The organism is Patulibacter ginsengiterrae (genome assembly GCF_056269115.1).
In genome coordinates this window covers 99,469-120,224 of the sequence record NZ_JBWDOG010000013.1, presented here as the reverse complement: position 1 = coordinate 120,224, position 20,756 = coordinate 99,469, and the positions used below count along the sequence as shown (strand labels likewise).

The 20,756-nt window shown below is 72.1% G+C and carries 18 protein-coding genes; 14 read left to right on the top strand and 4 right to left on the bottom strand.

All coding sequences use genetic code 11. The features are described from left to right. Positions 1-229 precede the first annotated feature (229 nt). The 7 genes from ACVUH9_RS16560 to ACVUH9_RS16530 are packed head-to-tail and all read left to right on the top strand — an operon-like array spanning position 230 to position 9,228. Positions 230-1,543, top strand: a complete 1,314-nt coding sequence (locus tag ACVUH9_RS16560; protein WP_475758860.1) for an ABC transporter substrate-binding protein — start codon at positions 230-232, stop codon at positions 1,541-1,543. Then, entirely contained in the window at positions 1,543-2,556 is a 1,014-nt protein-coding gene (locus tag ACVUH9_RS16555) for a carbohydrate ABC transporter permease (RefSeq protein WP_475758858.1), read from the top strand. The genes ACVUH9_RS16560 and ACVUH9_RS16555 overlap by 1 nt, the downstream gene beginning before the upstream one ends. After that, positions 2,553-3,413 carry a carbohydrate ABC transporter permease gene (locus ACVUH9_RS16550; RefSeq protein ID WP_475758856.1) on the top strand — a complete coding sequence of 287 codons (861 nt, stop codon included), beginning with the start codon at positions 2,553-2,555 and terminating at the stop codon, positions 3,411-3,413. Before ACVUH9_RS16555 ends, ACVUH9_RS16550 begins: the two co-directional genes overlap by 4 nt. Beyond that, the gene (locus ACVUH9_RS16545) at positions 3,410-4,471 is read left to right on the top strand and encodes a serine hydrolase domain-containing protein (protein ID WP_475758854.1); all 1,062 of its coding nucleotides are present in this window, start codon (positions 3,410-3,412) and stop codon (positions 4,469-4,471) included. Before ACVUH9_RS16550 ends, ACVUH9_RS16545 begins: the two co-directional genes overlap by 4 nt. Further along, positions 4,468-5,262 (top strand): DeoR/GlpR family DNA-binding transcription regulator, encoded by a 795-nt coding sequence (locus ACVUH9_RS16540; protein WP_475758852.1) that lies wholly within the window; start codon positions 4,468-4,470, stop codon positions 5,260-5,262. Before ACVUH9_RS16545 ends, ACVUH9_RS16540 begins: the two co-directional genes overlap by 4 nt. Then, positions 5,259-8,063 carry a family 78 glycoside hydrolase catalytic domain gene (locus tag ACVUH9_RS16535; protein ID WP_475758850.1) on the top strand — a complete coding sequence of 935 codons (2,805 nt, stop codon included), beginning with the start codon at positions 5,259-5,261 and terminating at the stop codon, positions 8,061-8,063. Before ACVUH9_RS16540 ends, ACVUH9_RS16535 begins: the two co-directional genes overlap by 4 nt. Beyond that, complete coding sequence (locus tag ACVUH9_RS16530; RefSeq protein ID WP_475758848.1) at positions 8,050-9,228, top strand: ABC transporter ATP-binding protein; 1,179 nt, start codon at positions 8,050-8,052, stop codon at positions 9,226-9,228. Before ACVUH9_RS16535 ends, ACVUH9_RS16530 begins: the two co-directional genes overlap by 14 nt. Before the next feature lie 70 nt (positions 9,229-9,298). Here ACVUH9_RS16530 and ACVUH9_RS16525 read toward each other — a convergent pair whose 3' ends face one another. Continuing rightward, positions 9,299-9,898: a TetR/AcrR family transcriptional regulator gene (locus ACVUH9_RS16525; protein WP_475758846.1), complete on the bottom strand. Its 600-nt coding sequence runs from the start codon at positions 9,896-9,898 to the stop codon at positions 9,299-9,301. Positions 9,899-10,116: 218 nt separating this feature from the next. Between ACVUH9_RS16525 and ACVUH9_RS16520 the strand changes: the two genes are divergently transcribed. Together ACVUH9_RS16520 and ACVUH9_RS16515 are read left to right on the top strand one after the other, a co-directional pair. Continuing rightward, the gene (locus tag ACVUH9_RS16520; protein WP_475758844.1) at positions 10,117-11,736 is read left to right on the top strand and encodes a hypothetical protein; all 1,620 of its coding nucleotides are present in this window, start codon (positions 10,117-10,119) and stop codon (positions 11,734-11,736) included. Between the two features lie 4 nt (positions 11,737-11,740). Continuing rightward, on the top strand, positions 11,741-12,598 hold the full coding sequence (locus ACVUH9_RS16515; protein WP_475758842.1) for a poly(ethylene terephthalate) hydrolase family protein: 858 nt from the start codon (positions 11,741-11,743) through the stop codon (positions 12,596-12,598). Between the two features lie 98 nt (positions 12,599-12,696). Here the strand turns inward: ACVUH9_RS16515 and ACVUH9_RS16510 are convergent, their stop codons facing one another. Further along, the gene (locus ACVUH9_RS16510; RefSeq protein ID WP_475758840.1) at positions 12,697-13,098 is read right to left on the bottom strand and encodes a hypothetical protein; all 402 of its coding nucleotides are present in this window, start codon (positions 13,096-13,098) and stop codon (positions 12,697-12,699) included. Between the two features lie 105 nt (positions 13,099-13,203). Between ACVUH9_RS16510 and ACVUH9_RS16505 the strand changes: the two genes are divergently transcribed. The 4 genes from ACVUH9_RS16505 to secG are packed head-to-tail and all read left to right on the top strand — an operon-like array spanning position 13,204 to position 16,430. Then, positions 13,204-13,644, top strand: coding sequence for a cytochrome c maturation protein CcmE domain-containing protein (locus ACVUH9_RS16505; protein WP_475758838.1), 441 nt, complete (start codon positions 13,204-13,206; stop codon positions 13,642-13,644). 7 nt (positions 13,645-13,651) lie between these two features. Continuing rightward, positions 13,652-15,865 (top strand): heme lyase CcmF/NrfE family subunit, encoded by a 2,214-nt coding sequence (locus tag ACVUH9_RS16500; protein WP_475758836.1) that lies wholly within the window; start codon positions 13,652-13,654, stop codon positions 15,863-15,865. A 2-nt stretch (positions 15,866-15,867) separates the two neighbouring features. Further along, the gene (locus ACVUH9_RS16495) at positions 15,868-16,209 is read left to right on the top strand and encodes a hypothetical protein (RefSeq protein ID WP_475758834.1); all 342 of its coding nucleotides are present in this window, start codon (positions 15,868-15,870) and stop codon (positions 16,207-16,209) included. Further along, a complete protein-coding gene (secG, locus tag ACVUH9_RS16490) occupies positions 16,206-16,430 on the top strand; it encodes a preprotein translocase subunit SecG (RefSeq protein WP_475758832.1) in 225 nt (74 codons plus the stop codon). Before ACVUH9_RS16495 ends, secG begins: the two co-directional genes overlap by 4 nt. A gap of 813 nt (positions 16,431-17,243) precedes the next feature. Here secG and ACVUH9_RS16485 read toward each other — a convergent pair. Beyond that, a complete protein-coding gene (locus ACVUH9_RS16485; RefSeq protein WP_475758830.1) occupies positions 17,244-18,587 on the bottom strand; it encodes a metallopeptidase TldD-related protein in 1,344 nt (447 codons plus the stop codon). A gap of 160 nt (positions 18,588-18,747) precedes the next feature. Here ACVUH9_RS16485 and ACVUH9_RS16480 point away from each other — a divergent pair, with 160 nt between their 5' ends. Next, positions 18,748-19,803 carry a hypothetical protein gene (locus tag ACVUH9_RS16480; RefSeq protein ID WP_475758828.1) on the top strand — a complete coding sequence of 352 codons (1,056 nt, stop codon included), beginning with the start codon at positions 18,748-18,750 and terminating at the stop codon, positions 19,801-19,803. 6 nt (positions 19,804-19,809) lie between these two features. Here ACVUH9_RS16480 and ACVUH9_RS16475 read toward each other — a convergent pair whose 3' ends face one another. Beyond that, positions 19,810-20,538, bottom strand: coding sequence for a hypothetical protein (locus tag ACVUH9_RS16475; protein WP_475758826.1), 729 nt, complete (start codon positions 20,536-20,538; stop codon positions 19,810-19,812). Positions 20,539-20,756 lie beyond the last annotated feature (218 nt).

The following is a 20,756-nucleotide window of genomic DNA, read 5'->3' as shown; positions in this document are numbered from 1 at the left end:
CGGTTCCGGTTCGCGAGATCGATCAGAAAAATCGAACAACGAAAATCGGAGTCGAAACCCCTGGTCTGGACGGCGATTGTGAACTTTCGTCGACCAAATCGAGAAGAAATAGGGACTTTCGGCCTTGACGGCGGAGGGGTCCACAGTGTTTGATCGCTCCTCGAGGCGCCGAACTCGAACATTGAAACCGGGTTCGGCGTATGGAGAGGGTTTCGAGGAGAGGGCGGGGATGAGCAGAGTTCGACGTACGGTCGGGGTCACGGCGCTGGTCGCGATCGGTGCCGCCGCGGCGCTGACGGGGTGCGGCAGCAGCGGTGACGACGGGGCCAAGGCGGCCGGTCCGCAGACGATCACGCTGTGGCACAACAGCGCCGACCCGCCAGCGCTGGTGCAGCTGTACAAGGACTACGAGAAGGAGTCCGGCAACACCGTCAAGCTGGTCAAGATCCCGTCGGCCGGGTTCGAGGAGACGACGCTGACGAAGTGGGCCAGCGGCGCCCGCCCCGACGTCCTCGAGTACCACCCGACGGTCTCGAACCTGCTGGCGCTCAACCCGAAGGCCACCATGCGTGACCTCACGGGCGAGCCGTACATCGCCAAGTCGGCGGGGCTGTACAAGACCGCCGCGACCGTCGACGGCAAGACCTACGGCGCGATCCTGGGCTTCCCGCAGGTCTTCGGCGTCTTCTACAACAAGGCGGTCTTCGACAAGGCCGGCGTGACGCCGCCGACGAGCTTCGCGACGCTGACCCAGGCCTGCCAGAAGATCAAGGCCAGCGCCCCCGGCGTGACGCCGATCGCCGAGTCCGGCGGATCGATCTGGCCGCCGCAGATCCTGCCCTCCGTGTACATGGGGGACGCCAACGAGAACAACGCCTACGGGACCGCGCTGCGGACGAACAAGGCCAAGCTCGGCGACCCCGGCTCGCCGTTCGTCGCCTCGATGGCCGCCTACGAGGGGCTCGAGAAGGAGGGCTGCTTCAACAAGGACCTGGTCACGGCGACCGTCGAGCGCTCGGTCAAGCAGCTGGTCCAGGGCAAGGCGGCGATGACCGCGCTGCACTCGGACATGCTGCCGGCGATCGTCGCGGCCGCCGGCGGCGACGTGGCCGAGGTCGACAAGACGATCGGCTTCTTCCCGATCGCGGCCGAGAAGCCCGCCGTCACCTACATCCCGGGGCCGATCGGCAGCTACTACCTGCCCAAGACCGGCAACTCCGGGCGTGAGGAGGCCGCGCTGGACTTCATCCGCTACGCGACCGGCAAGGGCTACGCCAACTACGTCCAGCAGGCGAAGACGTTCCCGGTGATCGACGGCACGCCGAACCCGAAGGGCGTCTCGGCGGTCCAGGAGTCGATCAAGGCGGCCTACGACAAGGGCCCGTCGAACATCGCCTACGCGGCTGACGTCCCCGGCGTCGGCGGGGTCGCCGCGCTGCTCGCCAAGCTGATGATCGGCGAGATCACGCCGCAGCAGATCGGCGACCAGACCCAGAAGCAGGTCGTTCAGGCCGCGAAGGCCGCGAAGCTGCCCGGTTGGTGATGGCGACCACGGATTCCAGCGCGCCCGTCGGGGGACGGGCCGGCGGCACGGAGGTGACGGCCCCCGGGCCGTCGCCGACGTCGCCGCGGGGGGCTGCCGCCGGCGGCCCCCCGGCCGGGGGCGCGCCCGCGCGCCGGCTCCGGCGTCCCCGCCGCGCGGGCGCCCCGTGGCGCTGGTTCGCGCTGCCGGCGATCGCCTTCGTGGTCGTCTTCTTCGCGATCCCGTTCGTGCTCAACGCCGGGTTCGCGTTCTCGGACTGGTCCGGGTTCTCGAACGAGATCGCGTTCAACGGGCTCGACAACGTCCGCACGCTGATCGACCAGGACCTGTTCGTCAACGCGGTCACCGTGACGGTGCTCTACGCGCTGATCACGCTCTTCCTGCAGTCGGCGATCAGCCTGCCGCTGGCACTGATGCTGGTCGACAACACCCGCATCAACACGATCTTCCGCTCGCTGTTCTTCGTACCGGTGCTGATCTCGCCGCTGGCCGCGGGCTACGTCTGGAAGGGCCTGCTGGCCCCGGACGGCCCGATCAACGGGATCATCGCCTTCCTCCTGCCCGGCAGCTTCGACTGGAACTGGCTGGGGGAGACGTCGACGGCGCTGCCGACCGTCGCCCTGATCGACGCCTGGAAGTGGAGCGGCCTGATCACGCTGGTCTACATCGCCGGGCTGAAGGCGATCCCCAAGGAGATGCTCGAGGCCGCGATGATCGACGGCGCCGGAGCCGTCAAGCGCTTCTGGCGGATCAAGCTGCGGCTGCTCGCCCCGGCGATGACCTTCAACGTCGCCGTCACCCTCGTCGGCGCCCTCAGCGCCTACGACGTCGTCGCGGCGACCACCGGCGGTGGCCCCGGCGACCACACCACGACGCTGAACTACGCGATGCGCCAGCAGTGGGGCCAGAGCTTCTTCGGCCCGGCCAGCGCGCTGAGCCTGACCGTCACCGCCCTCGTCCTGTTGACCGCCGTGCCGCTCGTGGCCTGGCTCCGCCGGAGGGAGATCACGTGAGTGCCACCCTGGATGCCCGACCCGTCGGCGCCAACCGCCGCCTGTCGGCCCTGAAGTACACGCTGCTGGGGGTGTTCGCGATCCCGTGGGTCGTGATGCCGCTGTGGCTGGTGATCGTCAACGCGATGAAGACCGAGGGCGAGGCCCAGTCGCTGAGCCTCGGCCTGCCGCACGACTGGGCGATCGGCGAGAACCTGAAGGTGGTCCTCGACGAGGGGCACTACCTCTCGGGCCTGGTCAACAGCCTGCTGATCACGATCCCGGTCCTGGTCGTGGTGCTGATGCTCGGCTCGGCCGCGGCGTGGGCCTTCGCCCGCAGCCACTCGCGCTGGATGAAGGTCGCGTTCTACCTGACGTCGCTCTCGATCCTGCTGCCTCCGGCGATCGTGCCGTCGATCTACGTCCTGCGCCAGATGGGCGTCGACGGCAGTCTGCTCGCCTACGGGCTGGTCCTGATCGGGACCCGGATGGGCGTGGTCGTGTTCCTGACCACCGGCTTCATCCGTGCGCTGCCGACCGATCTCGAGGACGCGGCGTCGGTCGACGGCGCCTCGTACTTCCAGATCTACCGCCGGATCCTGCTCCCGCTGCTGCGGCCGATCCTGCTGGTCGGCGGCGTGATGCTCGTGATCACCGTCTGGAACGACTTCTTCTTCGCGCTCTTCCTCATCCAGGGGGAGGACAGCGCGACCCTGCCGTTGGCGCTCTACCAGTTCGCCTCCGGCACCGTGGACACGCTCCGCTGGAACCTCGTCTTCGCCCATGTGCTGCTGACGAGCCTGCCGCTGATCGTCGTCTACCTGTTCGTCCAACGCCGCGTCATCAGCGGCCTCACCGAAGGAGCGATGAAGGGATGACCGTCTCGACCTCGCCGAGCTTCGCCCTCGTCCACGACGTGATCGCCGACCACGTCGAAACCCAGCGGCTGCCGTCGGCGGTCTTCGGCGTCGCCACGTCGGACGGGATCCAGAGCCTGGAGGCGTTCGGCACGGCCAACGGCCGGGCCGTCACGACCGACGACACCTACCTGCTGTTCTCGGCGGGCAAGCCGCTGATCGGCCTGCTCGCGATGCGCCTCGTCGAACGCGGCCTGCTGTCGTTGCGGACGCCGCTGTCGGAGGCGCTGCCGACCTTCGGCCTGGCCCGCGCGGACGAGGTGGTGCTCTGGCACCTGCTCTGCCACACGGGCGGGATCGTCGAGGCCACCGTCACGCCGCACACCTCGCTGCGCGACCAGCTGCTGCACGCCCCGCAGATGTTCGAGGCGGGCCGCTACGCGCTCTACTCGAACGTCGGCTTCACGGGGGTCGGCGAGCTGATCGAGGCCGCGACCGGCAAGCGCCTCGAGGAGGTGCTCGTCGACGAGCTCTGCAATCTGCCCGGCGTCGACTCGCTGAGCCTCGACCCGAGCGTCCCGTGCCTGCCGATCGCCGGCACCGAGCGGGTCCTGGTCGACGTCGACCGCTTCCGCGAGCTGCGGCACCCGGCCGGGGCCGTCAGCGCCCGCGCCGAGGACCTGCTGTCGCTGAGCGCGAAGCTGCTGTCGGGGGATCGCGACCTGCTCCACCCCGGCACGCTGCAGGCGATGACGCGGCCCCAGACGACCGGGATCGAGCGGCTGATGCCCGATCCGCTCCAGATCGGCCCGGGCACGGGCCAGGAGTGGGGGCTGACCTGGAACATGCGGACCAGCCCGACGATCCTCGACCACCGGCTCTACGGCCACGGCGGCCTCTCCGGCTGTCAGTGGTGGGTCTACCCCGAGCACGACGCCGCCTTCGTGTTCCTGACCAACGTGATGAACCCGCTCGACGTCGGCGTCGACCTCGACGCGGTCCACAACGCGTTCACGACCTGCCTCGACCCGGTCGGCGACGTGCTGGTGCCGGACGCCCGACCGAGGGCCTGGGCATGACCAGCGGCGTCTACCGGCGCTACGCCCCGGCCGAGCGCCAGCGGCGGATGGTCGCGGTCCTGCGCAAGCGCCGCAGCATCACGATCGCCGAGCTCGAGGAGCAGTTCGGGGTCTCGGCGATGACCGCCCGCCGCGACCTCGCGGTGCTCGAGGCCCGCGGGCTCGTCGCGCGGACGTGGGGCGGCGCGACGATGCCGACTCCCGTCTCCAGCGAGCACCTGTTCTCCGAGCGTCGCGACCGCGACGTCGAGCTCAAGCGCCGGATCGCGAGCGTCGCGCTGCCCCTGATCGAGGAGCACGAGACGCTGATCGTCGACGGCTCGTCGACCGCCTGGTACGTGGTCGAGCAGCTCGCGGCGGCCCCGGTCGCCTGCACCGTGATCACCAACTCGCTGGCGATCATGGAGCTGGTCGGCGACCTCGGTCCGCAGGTCCAGCTGGTCGCGATCGGCGGGCTGCTGCGGCCGACCAGCCGCTCGTTCGTCGGCCCGGCCGCGATCCGCGGCCTCGGCGAGCTCTACGCCGACCGCGCGCTGCTGTCCGTCCACGGGATCGGTCCCGACGGCGCGCTGACCGACCCGGATCCGCTCGAGGCGGAGGTCAAGCAGGCGATCCTCGGCCAGGCCAAGGAGGCGGTCCTGCTCGTCCAGCAGTCGAAGTTCGGGGCGATCTCCCAGAACCGCGTGGCCGGGCTGGCTGACGTCAGCCACGCGGTCGGCGTCGACCTCGAGCCCGACGCGGTCACGGCGCTGACCGAGGCCGGCGTCGAGCTGCACCAGGAGGAGAAGTGACGGCGCCGCTCCACGCCGCGCGGTTGCGCTGCGAGCGGCTGAGCGACCCGCTGGCCGTCGCCGAGCCGCGGCCGCGGCTGAGCTGGATCGTGCGCGGCGACGGGCGCGGCCAGCGGCAGACGGCCTACCGCGTCACGGTCGCGGGTGGCCGCGACGAGCTGCTCGCGGAGCGCGACCTGCTGTGGGACTCGGGCCGCGTCGACGGCGACGCGCTCAACGTCGACTACGCCGGCCCCCCGCTGGCGCCCGGCCGGCGGGTCTGGTGGCGGGTCGTGGTCTGGGACCGCGACGGCGTCGTCGGCCCGGCCAGCGCCCCGGCCTGCTGGGGCGCCGCGCTGGCGTCCGCGCCGTGGCCGGCCCGCTGGATCGGCCACGGCCATCCCTGGCGCCCGGCGGAGCCGCCGTCGGGCGACGAGCTCGACCCGCTCTCCAACGCCGAGCTGACCGCCGCGCTCCTGCGCACGGGCTTCGCGATCGACCGGCCGGTGGCGCGGGCGACCGCCTACGCGACCGCGCGCGGCGTCTACCGGCTGCAGCTCAACGGACGCCGGGTCGGCGACGAGGAGCTGGCGCCCGGCTGGACCGACTACCGGACCCGGATCCACTACCAGGCGCACGACGTCACCGAGCACCTGCGCGAGGGCGAGAACGCGCTCGGGGTGCTGCTCGGCGAGGGCTGGTACGCCGGCTTCGTCGGCTTCTCGACCAAGCAGCGCGGCGCCCACTACGGCAACCGCCCGAGCGTGCTCGTGCAGCTGCGGATCGAGTTCGAGGACGGCACCGCGACCACCGTCGGGTCCGGCCCGGAGTGGCGGACGACCGACGGCCCGATCGTCGCCTCCGACCTGCAGATGGGCGAGCGCTACGACGTCCGCCGCGAGCAGCCGGGCTGGGACGCGCCGGGCTTCGACGACGCCGAATGGGCGCCCGCCGTGCTCCACGAGGCGACCGAGGCGGCGCTCGAGCCCGAGCCGTGCGAGCCGATTCGCAAGGTCCGCGAGATGCCCACGATCGCGGTCAGCGAGCCGCGGCCCGGCCACCACGTCTTCGACCTCGGCCAGAACCTGGTCGGCTGGGCGCGACTGCGGATCCCGAGCCCGGCCGACGATCCGACCCCGGACGGGACGACGGTGCGGTTGCGGTTCGCGGAGGCGCTGGAGCCCGACGGCACGCTCTACACCGACAACCTGCGCGCCGCCCAGGCCTGCGACGTCGTGATCCTGCGCGGTGGCGAGCCGCACGTCTTCGAGCCCCACTTCAGCTCCCACGGCTTCCGCTACGTCGAGGTCACGGGACTGCCGCGGACGCCCGCAGCCGACGACCTGACCGCCTGCGTCGTCCACACCGACGCGCGCTGGAGCGGCTCGTTCGCCTGCTCCGACCCGCTGCTGAACCAGCTCCAGAGCAACGTCGAGTGGGGGCAGCGGGGCAACTTCGTCGGCCTGCCGACCGACTGCCCGCAGCGCGACGAGCGGCTCGGCTGGCTGGCCGACGCCCAGGTCTTCTGCCGCACGGCCTGCCTCAACATGGACCTCTCGGCGTTCTTCCCGCGTTGGCTCCAGGACGTCCGCGACGCCCAGACCGCGGACGGGATCTTCCCCGACGTCGCGCCGCTGCCGCCGCGCCAGGACTCGCTCTCGCACGGGGCTCCCGGCTGGGCCGACGCGGGCGTGATCGTGCCGTGGCTGGTCTGGTCGGCCTACGGCGACGAGCGGGTGCTCGAGCGCTCGTTCGCCTCGATCGACGCCTGGCTCGCGCACCTGGAGCGGGAGAACCCGGCGTACGTCCGCGAAGCGGCCCGCCACAACGACTACGGCGACTGGCTGAACGTCGGGGCCGACACGCCGCGCGACCTGCTCGCGACCGCCTACTGGGCGCTCGACGTCGGGTTGGCGGCACGGATCGCCGACGTGCTCGGGCGGGACGCGGACGCGGCGCGCTACCGGGCCGTGGGCGAGCGGATCGCCGTGGCCTTCGCCGACCGCTTCGTGCGGCCGGACGGGAGCCTGCGGACGCCGACCCAGACCGGCTACCTGCTGGCGCTCCACGCCGACCTGGTGCCCGAGGCGCTGCGCCCGGCGGCCGTCGAGCGGCTGGTCGCCGACATCGCCGAGCACGGCGGGCGGCTGACGACGGGCTTCCTCGGCGTCGGCCTGCTCTGCCCGGTCCTGACCGAGCACGGCCACGCCGAGCTGGCCTACGACCTGGCGCTCCAGGAGCAGTACCCCTCGTGGGGGTACACGATCCGCCACGGCGCGACCACGATGTGGGAGCGCTGGGACGGCTGGACCGCCGAGCACGGCTTCCAGTCGCCGAACATGAACTCGTTCAACCACTACGCGTTCGGCGCGGTGGGGGAGTGGCTGCACCGGCACGTCGCCGGGCTCGACGTCGATCCCGACGTCGCCGGCCACGCCCGGCTGCTGATCCGGCCCCACGTCGACGAGCGGCTGAGCTGGGCGAGCGCGACCTACGACGGCGTTCGCGGTCCGGCCGCGGCGGGCTGGCGACACGAGCGCGACCGGTTGACGATCGAGGTCAGCGTGCCGCCCAGCAGCACCGCGACCGTGCTCGTCCCGCTCGACGACCCCGCGCTGCTGCTCGAAGGCGGGATGCCGGCCGCCGCGGTGCCGGGCGTGACCGTGACCGGCGTCCGCGACGGCCGTACCGTCGTCGCGATCGGCGCCGGGCAGTACCGCTTCTCCGCTCCCTGGCCGGCTGGACCGCCGCAGGCCCGTGAGCGCACCCCGATCGGCGTGGCGGCGCCAACGACCCTGGAGGACCCCCGTGGCGACGATTGAGCTGCAGGACGTGACCAAGCGCTACGCCGACGGGACGGAGGCGGTCAGCGGCCTCGACCTCGAGGTCCGCGACGGCGAGTTCCTGATCCTCGTCGGACCGTCCGGCTGCGGCAAGTCGACGGTGCTGCGGATGATCGCCGGCCTCGAGCGGATCTCCGGCGGCGAGCTGCGGATCGACGGCGACGTGGTCAACGACCGCGCGCCGAAGGACCGCAACATCGCGATGGTCTTCCAGAACTACGCCCTCTACCCGCACATGACGGTCCGGCAGAACATGGCCTTCGCGCTGCAGCAGGCGAAGGTCCCCAAGCGCGAGATCGCCGAGCGGGTCGAGGAGGCCGCCCGCAACCTCGACCTCGACGCCCACCTCGACCGCAAGCCGGGGCAGCTCTCCGGCGGGCAGCGCCAGCGGGTCGCGATGGGACGCGCGATCGTGCGCTCGCCGAAGGCGTTCCTGATGGACGAGCCGCTGTCGAACCTCGACGCGAAGCTGCGGGTCCAGATGCGCGCCGAGGTGGCGCGGATCCAGAGCCGGGTCGGGACGACCACCGTCTACGTGACCCACGACCAGACCGAGGCGATGACGCTCGGCGACCGGGTCGCGGTGATGCGGGGCGGCGTGATCCAGCAGCTCGACACCCCGACCGCCCTCTACGAGCGCCCGGTCAACCTGTTCGTGGCGGGCTTCATCGGCTCGCCGGCGATGAACCTGCTGCCGGGTCGCTGGGAGGGCGACGTCGTCAAGCTGCCGTTCGGCGACGTGCCGTTGCCGCAGGCGGTCCTCGAGCGGCAGGGACCGAGCGAGGCGGCCCGCGACGTCATCGTCGGGATCCGTCCCGAGCACCTCGCCGACGCCGCGGTCGCCCGCGGTCGCCAGGGCCTGCGCTTCGGCGTCCGGCCCGAGGTCGTCGAGTCGCTCGGCTCGGAGCTGCACGTCCACGTCGGCCTGGCCGGGCCGGCGATCGAGAGCGCGCAGCTGGCCGAGCTGGCGCAGGACTCGGGCGCGGCCGAGCTGGCGGGCGGCGGGCAGCTCGGCCGGCGGATCGTGGCCCGGGTCGACATCGAGAGCCGCGCCCGGGTCGGGGAGCCGCTGGAGCTGCTGCTCGACGTCGACCGCCTGCACCTGTTCGATCCGGCGGACGGGCGGAACCTTGCGCTCGGCTAGCCACGGGCTCGTCGCCGGAGGCGGCCGGGGGGCCGGGGGAGCGGCCGGTGGAGGCGCGTCCCCCGGCGGCTCAGCCGCGGTCGCCGGCGGCGTCGGTCGCCGCGGGATCGCTCGCGCCGACCAGCGCCTGGATCGCGCCGGCGGTCAGGACCACGAACCGCTCGACGACCACGTCCTGGGGCACCTCGGGGCGGGCGGCCCACCAGCGGCCGACCTGCTCGCCGGCGCCGACCAGGGCGTGGGCGAGCAGCGACAGCCGGTCGGGATCGGCGCCGTCGCGGCCGTCGGCCAGCAGCTCGGCGATCATCTCCGCGTTGCGCTCCCGCATCGCGTTGACCGCGGCGCTCGACGCCTGGCCGTAGAGCAGCCACCAGTGGCTGCGGTTGGCGGCGACGTAGTCGAAGTAGCCGCGGGTGAAGGCGAGCAGCCGGCCGGCGCCGGGCGGCTCGTCCTCGACCGCTCCGTGGAGGGCCTCGAAGAGCTGCGCCCGGCCGCGCTCGATGGTCGCCTCGTAGAGCCCGTCCTTCGACCCGAAGTACTGGTACAGCAGCGCCTTCGTGATCCCGCTGCGCTCCGCGATCTCCTCCATCGAGGCCGACGTGAAGCTGTGCCGGGCGAAGACGTGCTCGGCGGCGTCGAGCATCCGCGACTCGCGGTCGGCCCGCGACATCCGCTTCCGCGGGCCGGGGGCGGTCGCGTCGGTCGCGCGCGGGGATCGGGGTCTGCGGGCGGGCGGCATCGAAGAGGACAGCATCGCCGATTACCCGGCTGTCCCGGGTCAGCGCCGCGCACTATATCTAACTGTTCGTCAGTTATAACGCCGCCCCGCTCGAACCGAGCGGTACGGCCCGGTGCGCGACGTCGGAGTCACCGAAGGGGAGAGAGAACATGGAACGAAGCTCGAGCAGCGGCGTTGGACGCCGCCTGCGCAACAAGGGGCGCGCGGTTGCGCTCCTGGCCCTGACGGTCGGAGCGCTGTCCGCAGCGCCCGCGATCGCCAACGCGGCCGACCCCTGTCCGACGCGCGTCGACGCGTCGACGTTCACTAGCGAGGCCGCCCTCAAGAGCCTCAACGAGATCGAGGCGTCCTACGGGGCGCGCCCGACCGCCAGCACCAGCCAGACCCAGTTCATCGACTGGCTCGAAGGGCAGATGCAGGCGATCCCCGGGATCACGACCTCGTCGCTGAACTACGACGTCGACCGCTGGGACGCCCAGCCCGGGACCCTCCAGGTCGGCGGCGCCAGCGTCCAGCTGTCGGGCTCGGTCCCGTACACCGCGACGACCGGGAGCGGGGGCGTCACGGCGCCGCTCGTCTACCTGCCGGCCAGCACGGCGATCACGGCCGCGAACTCGGCGGGCAAGATCGTCGTCCGCGACCTGCCGACGGTGTCGGTCCCGAACCTCGTCTTCTACCCGATCATGTTCGGGTTCTCGATGTACGACCCGGCGCTGAGCGTCGGGATGCTCGGCTCGACGCAGAACGAGGGGATCGCCCAGTCGGCGGTCGACCTGCAGGCGGCCAACGCCGCCGGCGCCAAGGGCGTGCTGTCGATCAGTCAGCTGCCGCACGACCAGTTCAAGGGCAGCTACGCCCCCTACGAGGGCCTGCCGATCGCGCTGCCCGGGGCCTACCTGGCCGCGGACGCGGGCAAGCAGGTCAAGGACGCGCTGACCGCCAACCCCAACGTCCAGGCGACCCTGACCCAGGAGACCGCGTCGACGCCGAAGACGACCCGGACGCTGCTGGCCACGCTGCCGGGCGGCAGCGCCAAGAAGATCGTGGTCGAGAGCCACACCGACGGGATGAGCGCGATCTGGGACAACGGCCCGGTCGCGATGATCGCGATGGCCCGCTACTTCGCCGGGCTGCCGGTCGCCTGCCGACCCGAGACGATCCAGTTCGCGTTCGTCACCGGGCACCTCAAGCAGCGCCTGATCGACGACGGCGAGCGTGACGGCGGCGCCGGTCAGCTGGCCAAGGCGCTCGACGCCGAGTACGACCAGGGCCTGGTCAAGGGCGTCGTCGTGCTCGAGCACTTCGGGGCCAAGCAGTACGCGCCGGTCGCGCGGCCGGGTGGCCTCCCCGGCGTCCAGCTCCAGCAGAACGGCAAGCGCGACCTGCTGCTGGTGCCGGTCTCCGAGAGCCTCGCCCTGCGCAACCTGGTCAAGAACGAGGTCGAGAGCCACGACCTGCGGCCGACCGCGGTCCTCAAGGGCCTCGACGCGCCCGACCTGGGCAAGGTCCCGCACCAGTGCAGCTTCGGCGGTGAGGGCACGCCCTACAACCACCACCTGCTGCCGACCATCGCGGCGATCGCCGCGCCGCGGACGCTGTTCTCACCGAACTTCGGGGTCGAGGGGATCGACTTCGACCTGATGCGCCGGCAGACGCTGGCCTTCACCGAGGTCGTGCGGGGGATGAGCCAGATGACGCAGGCCCAGGTGGCCGGCGACGTGACGTTCATGCGCTCGCAGCGCGCGTCGGGGACGCCGGGCTGTGCCTAGCGTGATGCGCCGGCTGCGCGCCTTCGTGGCCCTCGTCGTGCTCGCGATCGGGGTGGCCTCGGCCCCCGCGACCGCCGGCGCGGCGCCGATCGAGGCGGCCTTCGCCGCCGCCGGACCGTCCGCGGTCCAGACCAGCACCGTCAACGGCCCCGGAGGGGCACCGCTCTACAAGCTGTACTACCCGGCCGACATCGCCACGACGGCGACCCGGCGACCGGTCGTCACCTGGGGCAACGGCAGCATCGCGACCCCGGCTGACTACCCGGGGCTGCTGAACCACCTGGCGTCGTGGGGCTACGTGGTCGTGGCGTCGACGAGCAGCAACACTGGAACCGGCGCGGAGATCCTCGCCGGTGCCCAGTACATGGTCGCGCAGGACACCACGGCCGGCAGCGTCTTCGCCGGCAAGATCGACACGGCGAAGATCGCCGCGGTCGGGCACTCGCAGGGCGCGGGCGGCGCGGTCAACGCGACCACCCACTCGGCGGGCCTGATCACGACCACGGTCACCTGGGCGCTGCCGGCGCCGCTGTGGGTCCAGGCGAAGGATAAGTTCGAGGTCGGGCAGCTCACCCAGCCGTCGCTGTTCCTCGGCGGCCAGTGGGACCTGCTGATCGCTCCGCCGCTCTCGCTCCGCCAGTACTACGACCAGTCCGGTGGGCCCGCGGCGCTGGCGATCCTGGGCGGCGCGGATCACAACACGATCCAGCAGACCGGCGGCGGCACGCTGGGCTACATCACCGCGTGGCTGAACTATCGGCTGCGGGGCGACACGGTCGCGCGGTCCGCGTTCGTTGGCGCTCCGCCGGAGATCGTCGCCAACCCGCTCTGGCGGGACCAGGCGACGAAGAGCCTGCCGTAGCGTGGCCGGCCGCGGCGGGATCGAGGTTCGATCCCGCCGCGCGGCGTCGGACGGTTGATTCCAGGATCTCGCGGCGCGGCCACTGCGCCGCGAGGTCCCTAGCCGTACGAGGCGAAGAAGAAGAACCAGATCGTCGCGGAGACCAGCGCGATGCCGACCGAGACGACCATCACGATGTCGAGCGCGGTGGTGGTGCGGACCGGCTCGCGCCCGTCCCGCATCGACGTGTTCCACGGCATCTGGATCCGGACCTCGTTGGTCCCGCCGCGGGCGTCGGTGTAGAGCCCGTTGAGCCAGGCGAGGACCTTGACCATCACGAAGCCGGTGACCCCGATCGCGACCAGGATGAAGAACGCCTGGGCCATCGAGAGGTTCTGGGTGTCGGCCTGGGCCGCGGTGAGCCGGATCCAGAGGTACGGATTGCCGGCCCACATGAAGATGCCGCCGAGGAACATCAAGACGAGGAGCAGCCCTGCGGCGAGCTTGCGTAGGCCGTTCATCGCCCGGCATCCTACCCAGGGTCGCGCGAAACATGGGAGTGGATGGCGTCTGCATTTCCGGGCGGCGGAGCGGGATACCGGACAAGCGCGCAATACTGCTTGGCAATGACGCGTACGTTGCGCCTGACCTTCGCGCTCGTCGCCGCCGTGGCTCTTGCCGGCGCGCTGCTGTACACGAGCTTCTCGGGATCGGCCGAGGCCCGCCAGCCAAGTCAGCTGGCCTCGGCCGAGGCCGGTACCGACTACCGCCTGACGGGCGTCGTCGCCAAGGGCTCGTTCAAGCGCGAGGGCGAGAAGATCACGTTCCGCGTCCAGGACCGCAAGGGCAAGGCGAGCGTTCCGGTCATCTACTCGGGCCAGGTGCCGGACCCGTTCCGCGAGGGCCGCGAGGTGATCGTGACCGTCCGCAAGACCGGCGACACCTTCACCGGCAAGCCCGACTCGCTGATCACCAAGTGCCCGTCGAAGTTCGACGACGGCAAGTCCGGCAAGGGTCAGACGATGGAATGGCGCGACGGCAGCGACCGCGTCGTCGACGGGAAGTAGCTTCCCGATGGCCCTGCTCGGCCGCGGGCTGATCGTCCTCGCGCTCGCGATCGCCGTCTACGGCGTGGTCGCGAGCATCATCGGAGCCCGTCGGGCCCGACGGATCACCGACACCGAATCCGACGTCGTCGCCGTGGGCGGTGGCGCCTGGGTGACCTCCGGTCGCCGCGCGATCTACCTCGTCGCGGCCCTGACCACGTTCGCGTTCGCGCTGCTCGAGGTCGCGTTCATCCGGACCGACCTGCGGTTCGACGTCGTCGCCAGCCACTCGTCGGTGACGACCCCGCTGGGCTACCGGATCGCCGCGCCCTGGAGCTCGCAGGAGGGTTCGCTGCTGCTGTGGGTCTGGCTGCTCTCGCTGTGGAGCTCGCTGGTCGTCTGGCGGATCGGCCGGCGGATGGCCGACGTCGTCCCGTGGGCGCAGGCGGTGCTGCTCGCGCTGGCGGCGTTCTTCCTGATGCTGGTGGCGTTCTACGTCTCGCCGTTCGCGGTCTCGTCGCCGGCACCGGTCGAGGGCGACGGGCTCAGCCCGCTGCTCCAGTACCCGAGCATGATGATCCACCCGCCGATGCTCTACAGCGGGTACACGCTGTTCGCGATCCCGTTCGCGTTCGCGATCGGCGCGCTGATCGCCGGGCACGTCGGCAGCGACTGGATCCGCCACACCCGCCGCTACGCGCTCGGCGCGTGGCTGCTGCTCGGGATCGGGATCGTGCTCGGCTCGCGCTGGAGCTACGCCGAGCTCGGCTGGGGCGGCTACTGGGGGTGGGACGCGGTCGAGAACGCCTCGCTGATGCCGTGGGTCCTCGGCACCGCGTTCATCCACTCGGTGATGATCCAGGAGAAGCGCGGGATGCTGCGCACCTGGAACGTCTCGCTGATCCTCGGGGTCGGGATCCTCTGCATCCTCGGCACCTTCATCGTCCGCTCGGGCGTGCTCTCCTCGATCCACGCCTTCGGCGACAGCACGGTCGGGACCCAGTTCCTGCTGCTGCTCGCGCTGATGATCGGCGGTTCGATCGGGCTCGTCACGTGGCGTCGCGGGATGCTGCGGTCGGAGCACCGGATCGACTCGCTGCTCTCGCGCGAGGCGATCTTCCTGGCCGGCAACGTCGTCCTGGTGCTGCTCGTCCTGATCATCCTCTGGGGCACCTTCTTCCCGCTGATCGGCGAGCTGCTGACCGGCAAGCAGCGCCCGATCGAAGCCTCGCGCTGGGGCCTCTGGGTCGGCCCGCTGGCGATGGTGCTCGTGGCGCTGATGGCGCTCGGGCCGCTCGCCGCCTGGCGCCGGACCACCGCCAGCCACGCCTGGCGCCAGGTCCGGGCTCCGCTCGGGGTGGCCGTGGTCCTGCTCGCGATCGGGCTGGTGCTCGGGGTCGGGCGCCGGATCGACGTGACGCTCGCGGTCTTCCTCGGCGGCTTCGTCTTCGGTGCCGTCGGGCAGGAGCTGGTCCGCGGCGTTCGCGCCCGCCGGACCGCCCACGGCGAGTCGCTGGGCGTCGCGCTGCCGCGGCTGGTCGGCCGCAACCGCCGGCGCTACGGCGGCTACTTCGTGCACGTCGGGTTCGCGACGGTGGTCATCGCCGTCGCCGCCAGCTCGGCGTTCAAGGACACCCACCGGATCCACGCCAAGGTCGGCGACCGCTTCCAGACCGGCGGCTACGAGATGCGCTACGAGGGCGCGATCGGCGACTGGGCGATCAAGAACGACCGGCTGCAGAAGATCATCCTCGGGGCGAAGGTCGGCGTCTTCCGCGACGGCAAGCGGATCCAGACGATCCACCCGACCCGCGAGTACTTCCCGACCAACGACCTCTCGCTCGGGCCGGTCAGCCGCTTCTTCCTCGGGGAGGCGGCGACCGAGGTCTCGCTCGACGCCGGGCTCAAGCGCGACCTCTGGGTGGCGATGCAGCCGGACGGTGATGCGCTGGCCTCGGTGATCGATGCGCTCGACAAGCAGCTGAAGGGTGCCAAGGCACCGTACGCCGAGGGACCGGTGCTCGCGATCCGGCTGGCGCAGCTCTACCGCGAGCGGCCGTCGCCGGTGACCTTCCAGGTGATCGTCTCGCCGATGGTGACGTGGATCTGGCTCGGCGCACTGATGATGGCGCTCGGCGCGCTGCTGGCGATCTGGCCGACGGCCGATCTCCAGAGCCGCCGCGCCAAGGCCCGGCAGGCCGTGCGGGTGGCCCAGGAACTCGGCCGAGCGACGGGGGACTGACCGTGGAGATCGCCGCACCGCTGATCGTCCTCGCGATCCTCGCGTTCGCGCTGTTCCTGCTGTCGCAGCCGTTCTGGCCGGGGCACGAGGAGCGGATCGAGCACGCCGACGAGCTCCGCCGGGCGGACCTCGAGGCGGCCAAGGTCGCCAAGTACCGGGAGATCCGCGACAGCGAGCTGGACCACCAGACCGGCAAGCTGTCGGACGCGGACTGGCGCCCGATCGACCGTCGCCTGCGGGCCGAGGCGGTCGCGATCCTCGACGAGCTCGAGTCGCTCGGCGAGCCGGTCGCGGCGGGCACTGGACCCGACGCCGATCCGAACGCTAGGCTGTCGGGACGATGACGGTCGTTCTCTCGGTCCTGCAAGTAGCTGTGTCTGTGCTGTTGATCGCGCTGATCCTCATGCACTCCGGCCGCGACGCGGGCCTTTCCGGCGCCTTTGGCGTCGGCACCGGTGCGGGACCGCTTGGCGGTGGCTCGAACATCGAGCGCAACCTGAACCGCTGGACGATCTTCTTCGGGATCGTGTTCGTCGTGAACACCATCATCCTCATCAAGATCTAGGCGGTCACGCCTGAGGCGGCCGTATGCCGTCGCATCTCGCCACCTGGTTCGCTCGGCAGTGCTGGCGCACAGCTCTCGCTTCCCGGCGGCGACCTGCTCGGCCTACGACCACCTCAGACGCAACCGCGGCGGTGGTGGTGTGAGGCGTCCGTGGACGCTTCGCATCTCGGCACGCGCGACGCTCGGCAGCGCTGGCGCACACCTCTCGCATCGCGCGCACCGACCTGCTCGGTCCACGAACACCTCACACGCACCCGCGCGTGGTCGTGATTCGCCTTGCGGCGCGGCGTCTCGGGTCGGACTGAACACGGCCCAGGTCTCCGCCGCGCGGGGAGGGGCCGACTTCCGCACGCCACGGCGTCCATGTCTCCCTGTCCGTGGCGATATGGAGGCGGCCTTCTTCCTGGCCGATATGTGCGGATCTCACCGTTGATGGGCCCCGCCCATACCGCCCAGGAAATACTCCGCCTCGCGCTCCGGGCGAACGTGACCCGGCGGCCGCCTCAGCCCAACCGGTCCGGGTGGATGTGGTGCTCGGGGACCGAGCAGGCCGTGCGCGGGCTGAGATCCTCACCCGTCCGTCCGGTTGCGTCCGAGGTGGTCGTAGGCCAAGCAGGTCGGTTCGCGTGGTGCGAGAGCTGGCCGCCGGTATCTCCGAGTCTCAGCCCAACCGGTCCCGGTGGATGTGCGGTGTTCGGGGACCGAGCAGGTCGGTCGAGATCGGCCCCGCCCACCCGAGAGCTGTGCACCCGCACTGCCGAGGTCCACGCGTGCCGGGATGCGAAGCGTCCACGGACGCCTCGCGCCACCCGTCTAGTCCGTTACGACGATCCCACCGTGCGTCCGCAGCCCGGGCGCGACGACGCCGTGGCCGTAGCGGCGCCCGTCGAACGTGGGCCGGCCGACCAGACGCGGGTCGCGGGTCAGCGCGTCGGCGCCGCCGAGGACCTCCAGCGGCGAGACGAGCAGCGGGACCGATCCGGCGGCGCCGACGACCTTGCCGTCCGTGATCCGGGCCGCGCCGTCGGGAGCGATGCCGTAGGCGAGCCCCAGCTCGGCGTTGATCGGGTGGAGGTCCTGGATCGAGGTGATCAGCAGGCCGACCTCGACCCCGGCGACCAGCTCCTCGATGTCGGCGGCATCGCCGCCGGCCAGGACGAGATTGGTCGGGCGGGGTCCCAGCGCCCCGCCGCCGGCCTCGGTCGCGTGGCCGGTCGAGGCCTGGGAACGGCCGTCGTGGACGAGTCGTCGGAGGACCCCGGCCTCGATCAGCTCGATCGGGCGCTTCGGGGTGCCCGAGGCGTCGAACGCGTGGGGCAGGGTCAGGCCGAGCTCCGGAGTGTCGACGAGGCCGATCGCGGCGGCCGCGACCTGGCTGCCGAGGCGGCTGTCCGAGCGGGTCCGCCCGTCGGCCGCAGCGAAGCCGTCGAAGACGAGGCTCGCGGCGACCTGGAGGATCGAGGCGACCGCCTCGGGCGTGAGCACGATCGTCTGCTCACCGGGGGTCGGATCGCGCCAGTCGCCGCCGGGGATCCGGGCGATCGCGCGACGGGCGACCGCCGCACCGTCGAGCTGGCCGGCGGCGCGGGCGCTCTCGGCGGAGACCCCGGCCCGGACGCCACCGGCGCCGGCGCGGACCCGCAGGTGCGCGTCGGTCGTGCGGTCCTCCAGCAGCAGCCCGGTCGAGGCCGCGAGGGCGTGGACGACGCTGCCGGCGTGCCAGGTCGCCGCGATCGGCGTCAGGCCGTCGGAGGCGGCGACCGCGGCACGGACCGCGTCGAGGCCGACGCCTGGGTCGGCCTCGGCGGTGGCGGGATCGAAGCCGTCGTGGACGAACGCCGCGGCCGGCTCCGGCGGTGGGGTCGCGTCCCCGGGGCCGTCGGCGTCGCGGGCGGTCCGCTCGGCGGTCTCGACGGCCCGGCGGGCGGCGGCGGCCAGCCCCGCGGCGTCGGTCGCGGTCGTCGTCGCGTGGCCGACGTGACCGTCGCGCCACGCGCTCAGGGTCACCTCGGCTCGGTCGACCGTCCGCGTGCGCAGTTGCCCGCCGCGGGGGAGGGCGACGAGCGCGGACCGGTCGTGGACGACCGAGGCCCAGCCGTCGCCGTCGAGGGCGGTGATCGCGCGGGCGGCGAGTTCGGTGGGCGTCGGTGTGCTCATGCGGGAACCTCGGACGGGTCGGACCGGCGGGACGGCGAGCCGGTGCAGGCCCCGTACGCTAGTCGTCCCGCCCGCGGATGTCGTTGCCGACGGTGTTTGCCGGGCCGCGGCGGGTCGGCGGGCGGTGGTCCGCCCGCGCGGCGCCGTACCCTAGGAGGCGATGGCGTCCGGCCCGCGGCTCATGACCCGTCGCGTCACCGCGGCCTGGATCGCTGCCGCCGTCGCGGCGGCCGGAGCCGTGCTCCTGTCCGCCAGCGAGCCCGAGCCGCCCGCGCCGTCGCCGCCGGCCCCGACGGCCGTCGCCGAGCTGCCGCTCGCGCCCGGCAGCCTGCCGCTGCCGGCCGCGGCGGAGCGTCCGAAGGCGCCGCCCAGCGTGCTGACGACCGTCCCCGGCGGCCGTGAGCTGGTGTGGGCGGAGCGGGGGACGGGGACGGTCCGGCGGGCGACGATCCAGGGCGACCAGGTCGGTCCCGGACTGGTGATCGCCCGGCTCCCCGTGCGTCGCGGCGCCGCTGCCGGGATCCGGGGGCTCGCCGTCGGTGACGACGGGCGGGTCTACGCCTCCTACGTTCGCGCCGGTGACGGGCGGCTGGTCGTGGCGCAGATCACCGCGACCGTGCCGCGAACCGTCTGGATCGGTCCCCGCGCCGGTCGCCGGAGGGTCGGTGGTGGACTGGTGATGCTGACCGGTGGACGGCTGGCCGTCGGCGTCGGCGACCAGGGCCTGGCGCTGCCGCCCGTCGACTCGCGCAGCATCCGGGGGCGGGTGGCGACGCTCGATCCCGACGGCGGGCCGCGGCAGACGCCGCGACGCCGCTCCCGCGGGTGGCACGACCCGACGGCGATCGCCCGCGGCCGCGGCGCCCAGATCTGGGTCGCCGATCGTGCGGGGGGCCCGGACGCCGAGCGGACCGGTCGCGCCGACCGCCCGCGGGCTGGCGCGGTCCGCAGCGGGGTCCGGCGGGCGCCGATCGCCCTTGGCGTCAGCCCGGGCGGCCACACGCTGCTGGTCTGCGGCTACCTCTCCGGACGGGTCGATCGGACCGATGTCCGCGGCGAGGTCGCCGGCAGCGAGCCGCAGGTGCTGCCGGCACGCTGCCGCTACGGGCTCGCCATCGCCGGATCGCGGGTCTTCGCGTCCGGCGACGACGGGCGGATCCGTTCGCTCGGAACGGTCAGCCAGCTGCACCGCCAGAAGCCGCTCGAGGACGGCTAGCCGGGCTCAGCGGCAGGGGGTCGAGCTCTCGATCTTGGCGGTGCCCTTCGGCTGCCGCGTGATCGGATCCTTGTAGTCGACCTCGATCACGAACGGCCACTTCTTGGTCTTCGGGCACGAGGTGGTGGCGAGCAGGTCGCCCTTGCCGCCGCTGAGCGCCAGCTCGGTGATCGCGATCGGCGTGCTGGCGACGACCTGGACCGTCTCCGGGATGTCGATGTCGACCTGGTAGGCCCACTTGCCGGAGACCTTCTTGATCTTGGCCACGGCGGGCTCGCGCACGACCGCGGGGATGTTCATCTCGATGAACGCGAACGCGGTCTTCGCGCCGCCGTTGAGGAGCGTGATCTTGGCCGTCGTCGGCTCGGTGTCGGCGTAGCCCTTGGCGCTGCCGGTGCCGGCGATCGCCTTCTTGCAGTCGGCGGGGATCTCGCCGTTCTGGAGCTTGGTGAGCGTGCAGGACGGGTGCTTGGCGCCGTTCCAGAGCGACCCCTTGGGGAACAGCAGACGGGCGTGGTAGACGATCGGCCGGGGCTCGGAGGCTGGTGTGGTGAGCTTGCCGGCGACGCTCAGCCGGACCGCCTGCGGCTTCTTGACCGTGCCGGCCTTGTTCGGCGACACCTGGACCTTGGTGATCTCGATCGTCGTCGAGCCGCTCTGGGCGATCGCCGGGACCACGATGGCCCCGGTCGCCAGGAGCGCGGCTCCGGAAAGCACGAGCTTGCGGTTGCGCATGGTTCTCCCTCGTCTGGTGTGTGGTGGAGCAGGACGCCCGGTGCGCCGCCGCCGTCAGTGGACAGCGTTCTCGGGGCGTGTACGCCGACCGTACATGGTCGTAGCTGTTGATGCGCGGGTTTGCGCAAGGCGACCGTCTCCCGAGGGGTGTCGTCCCTGGTGACGGGGCCTTATGACGAACGTCTTCTTGTGTCGGCCGCGTTTCGTCGCTGAGCACA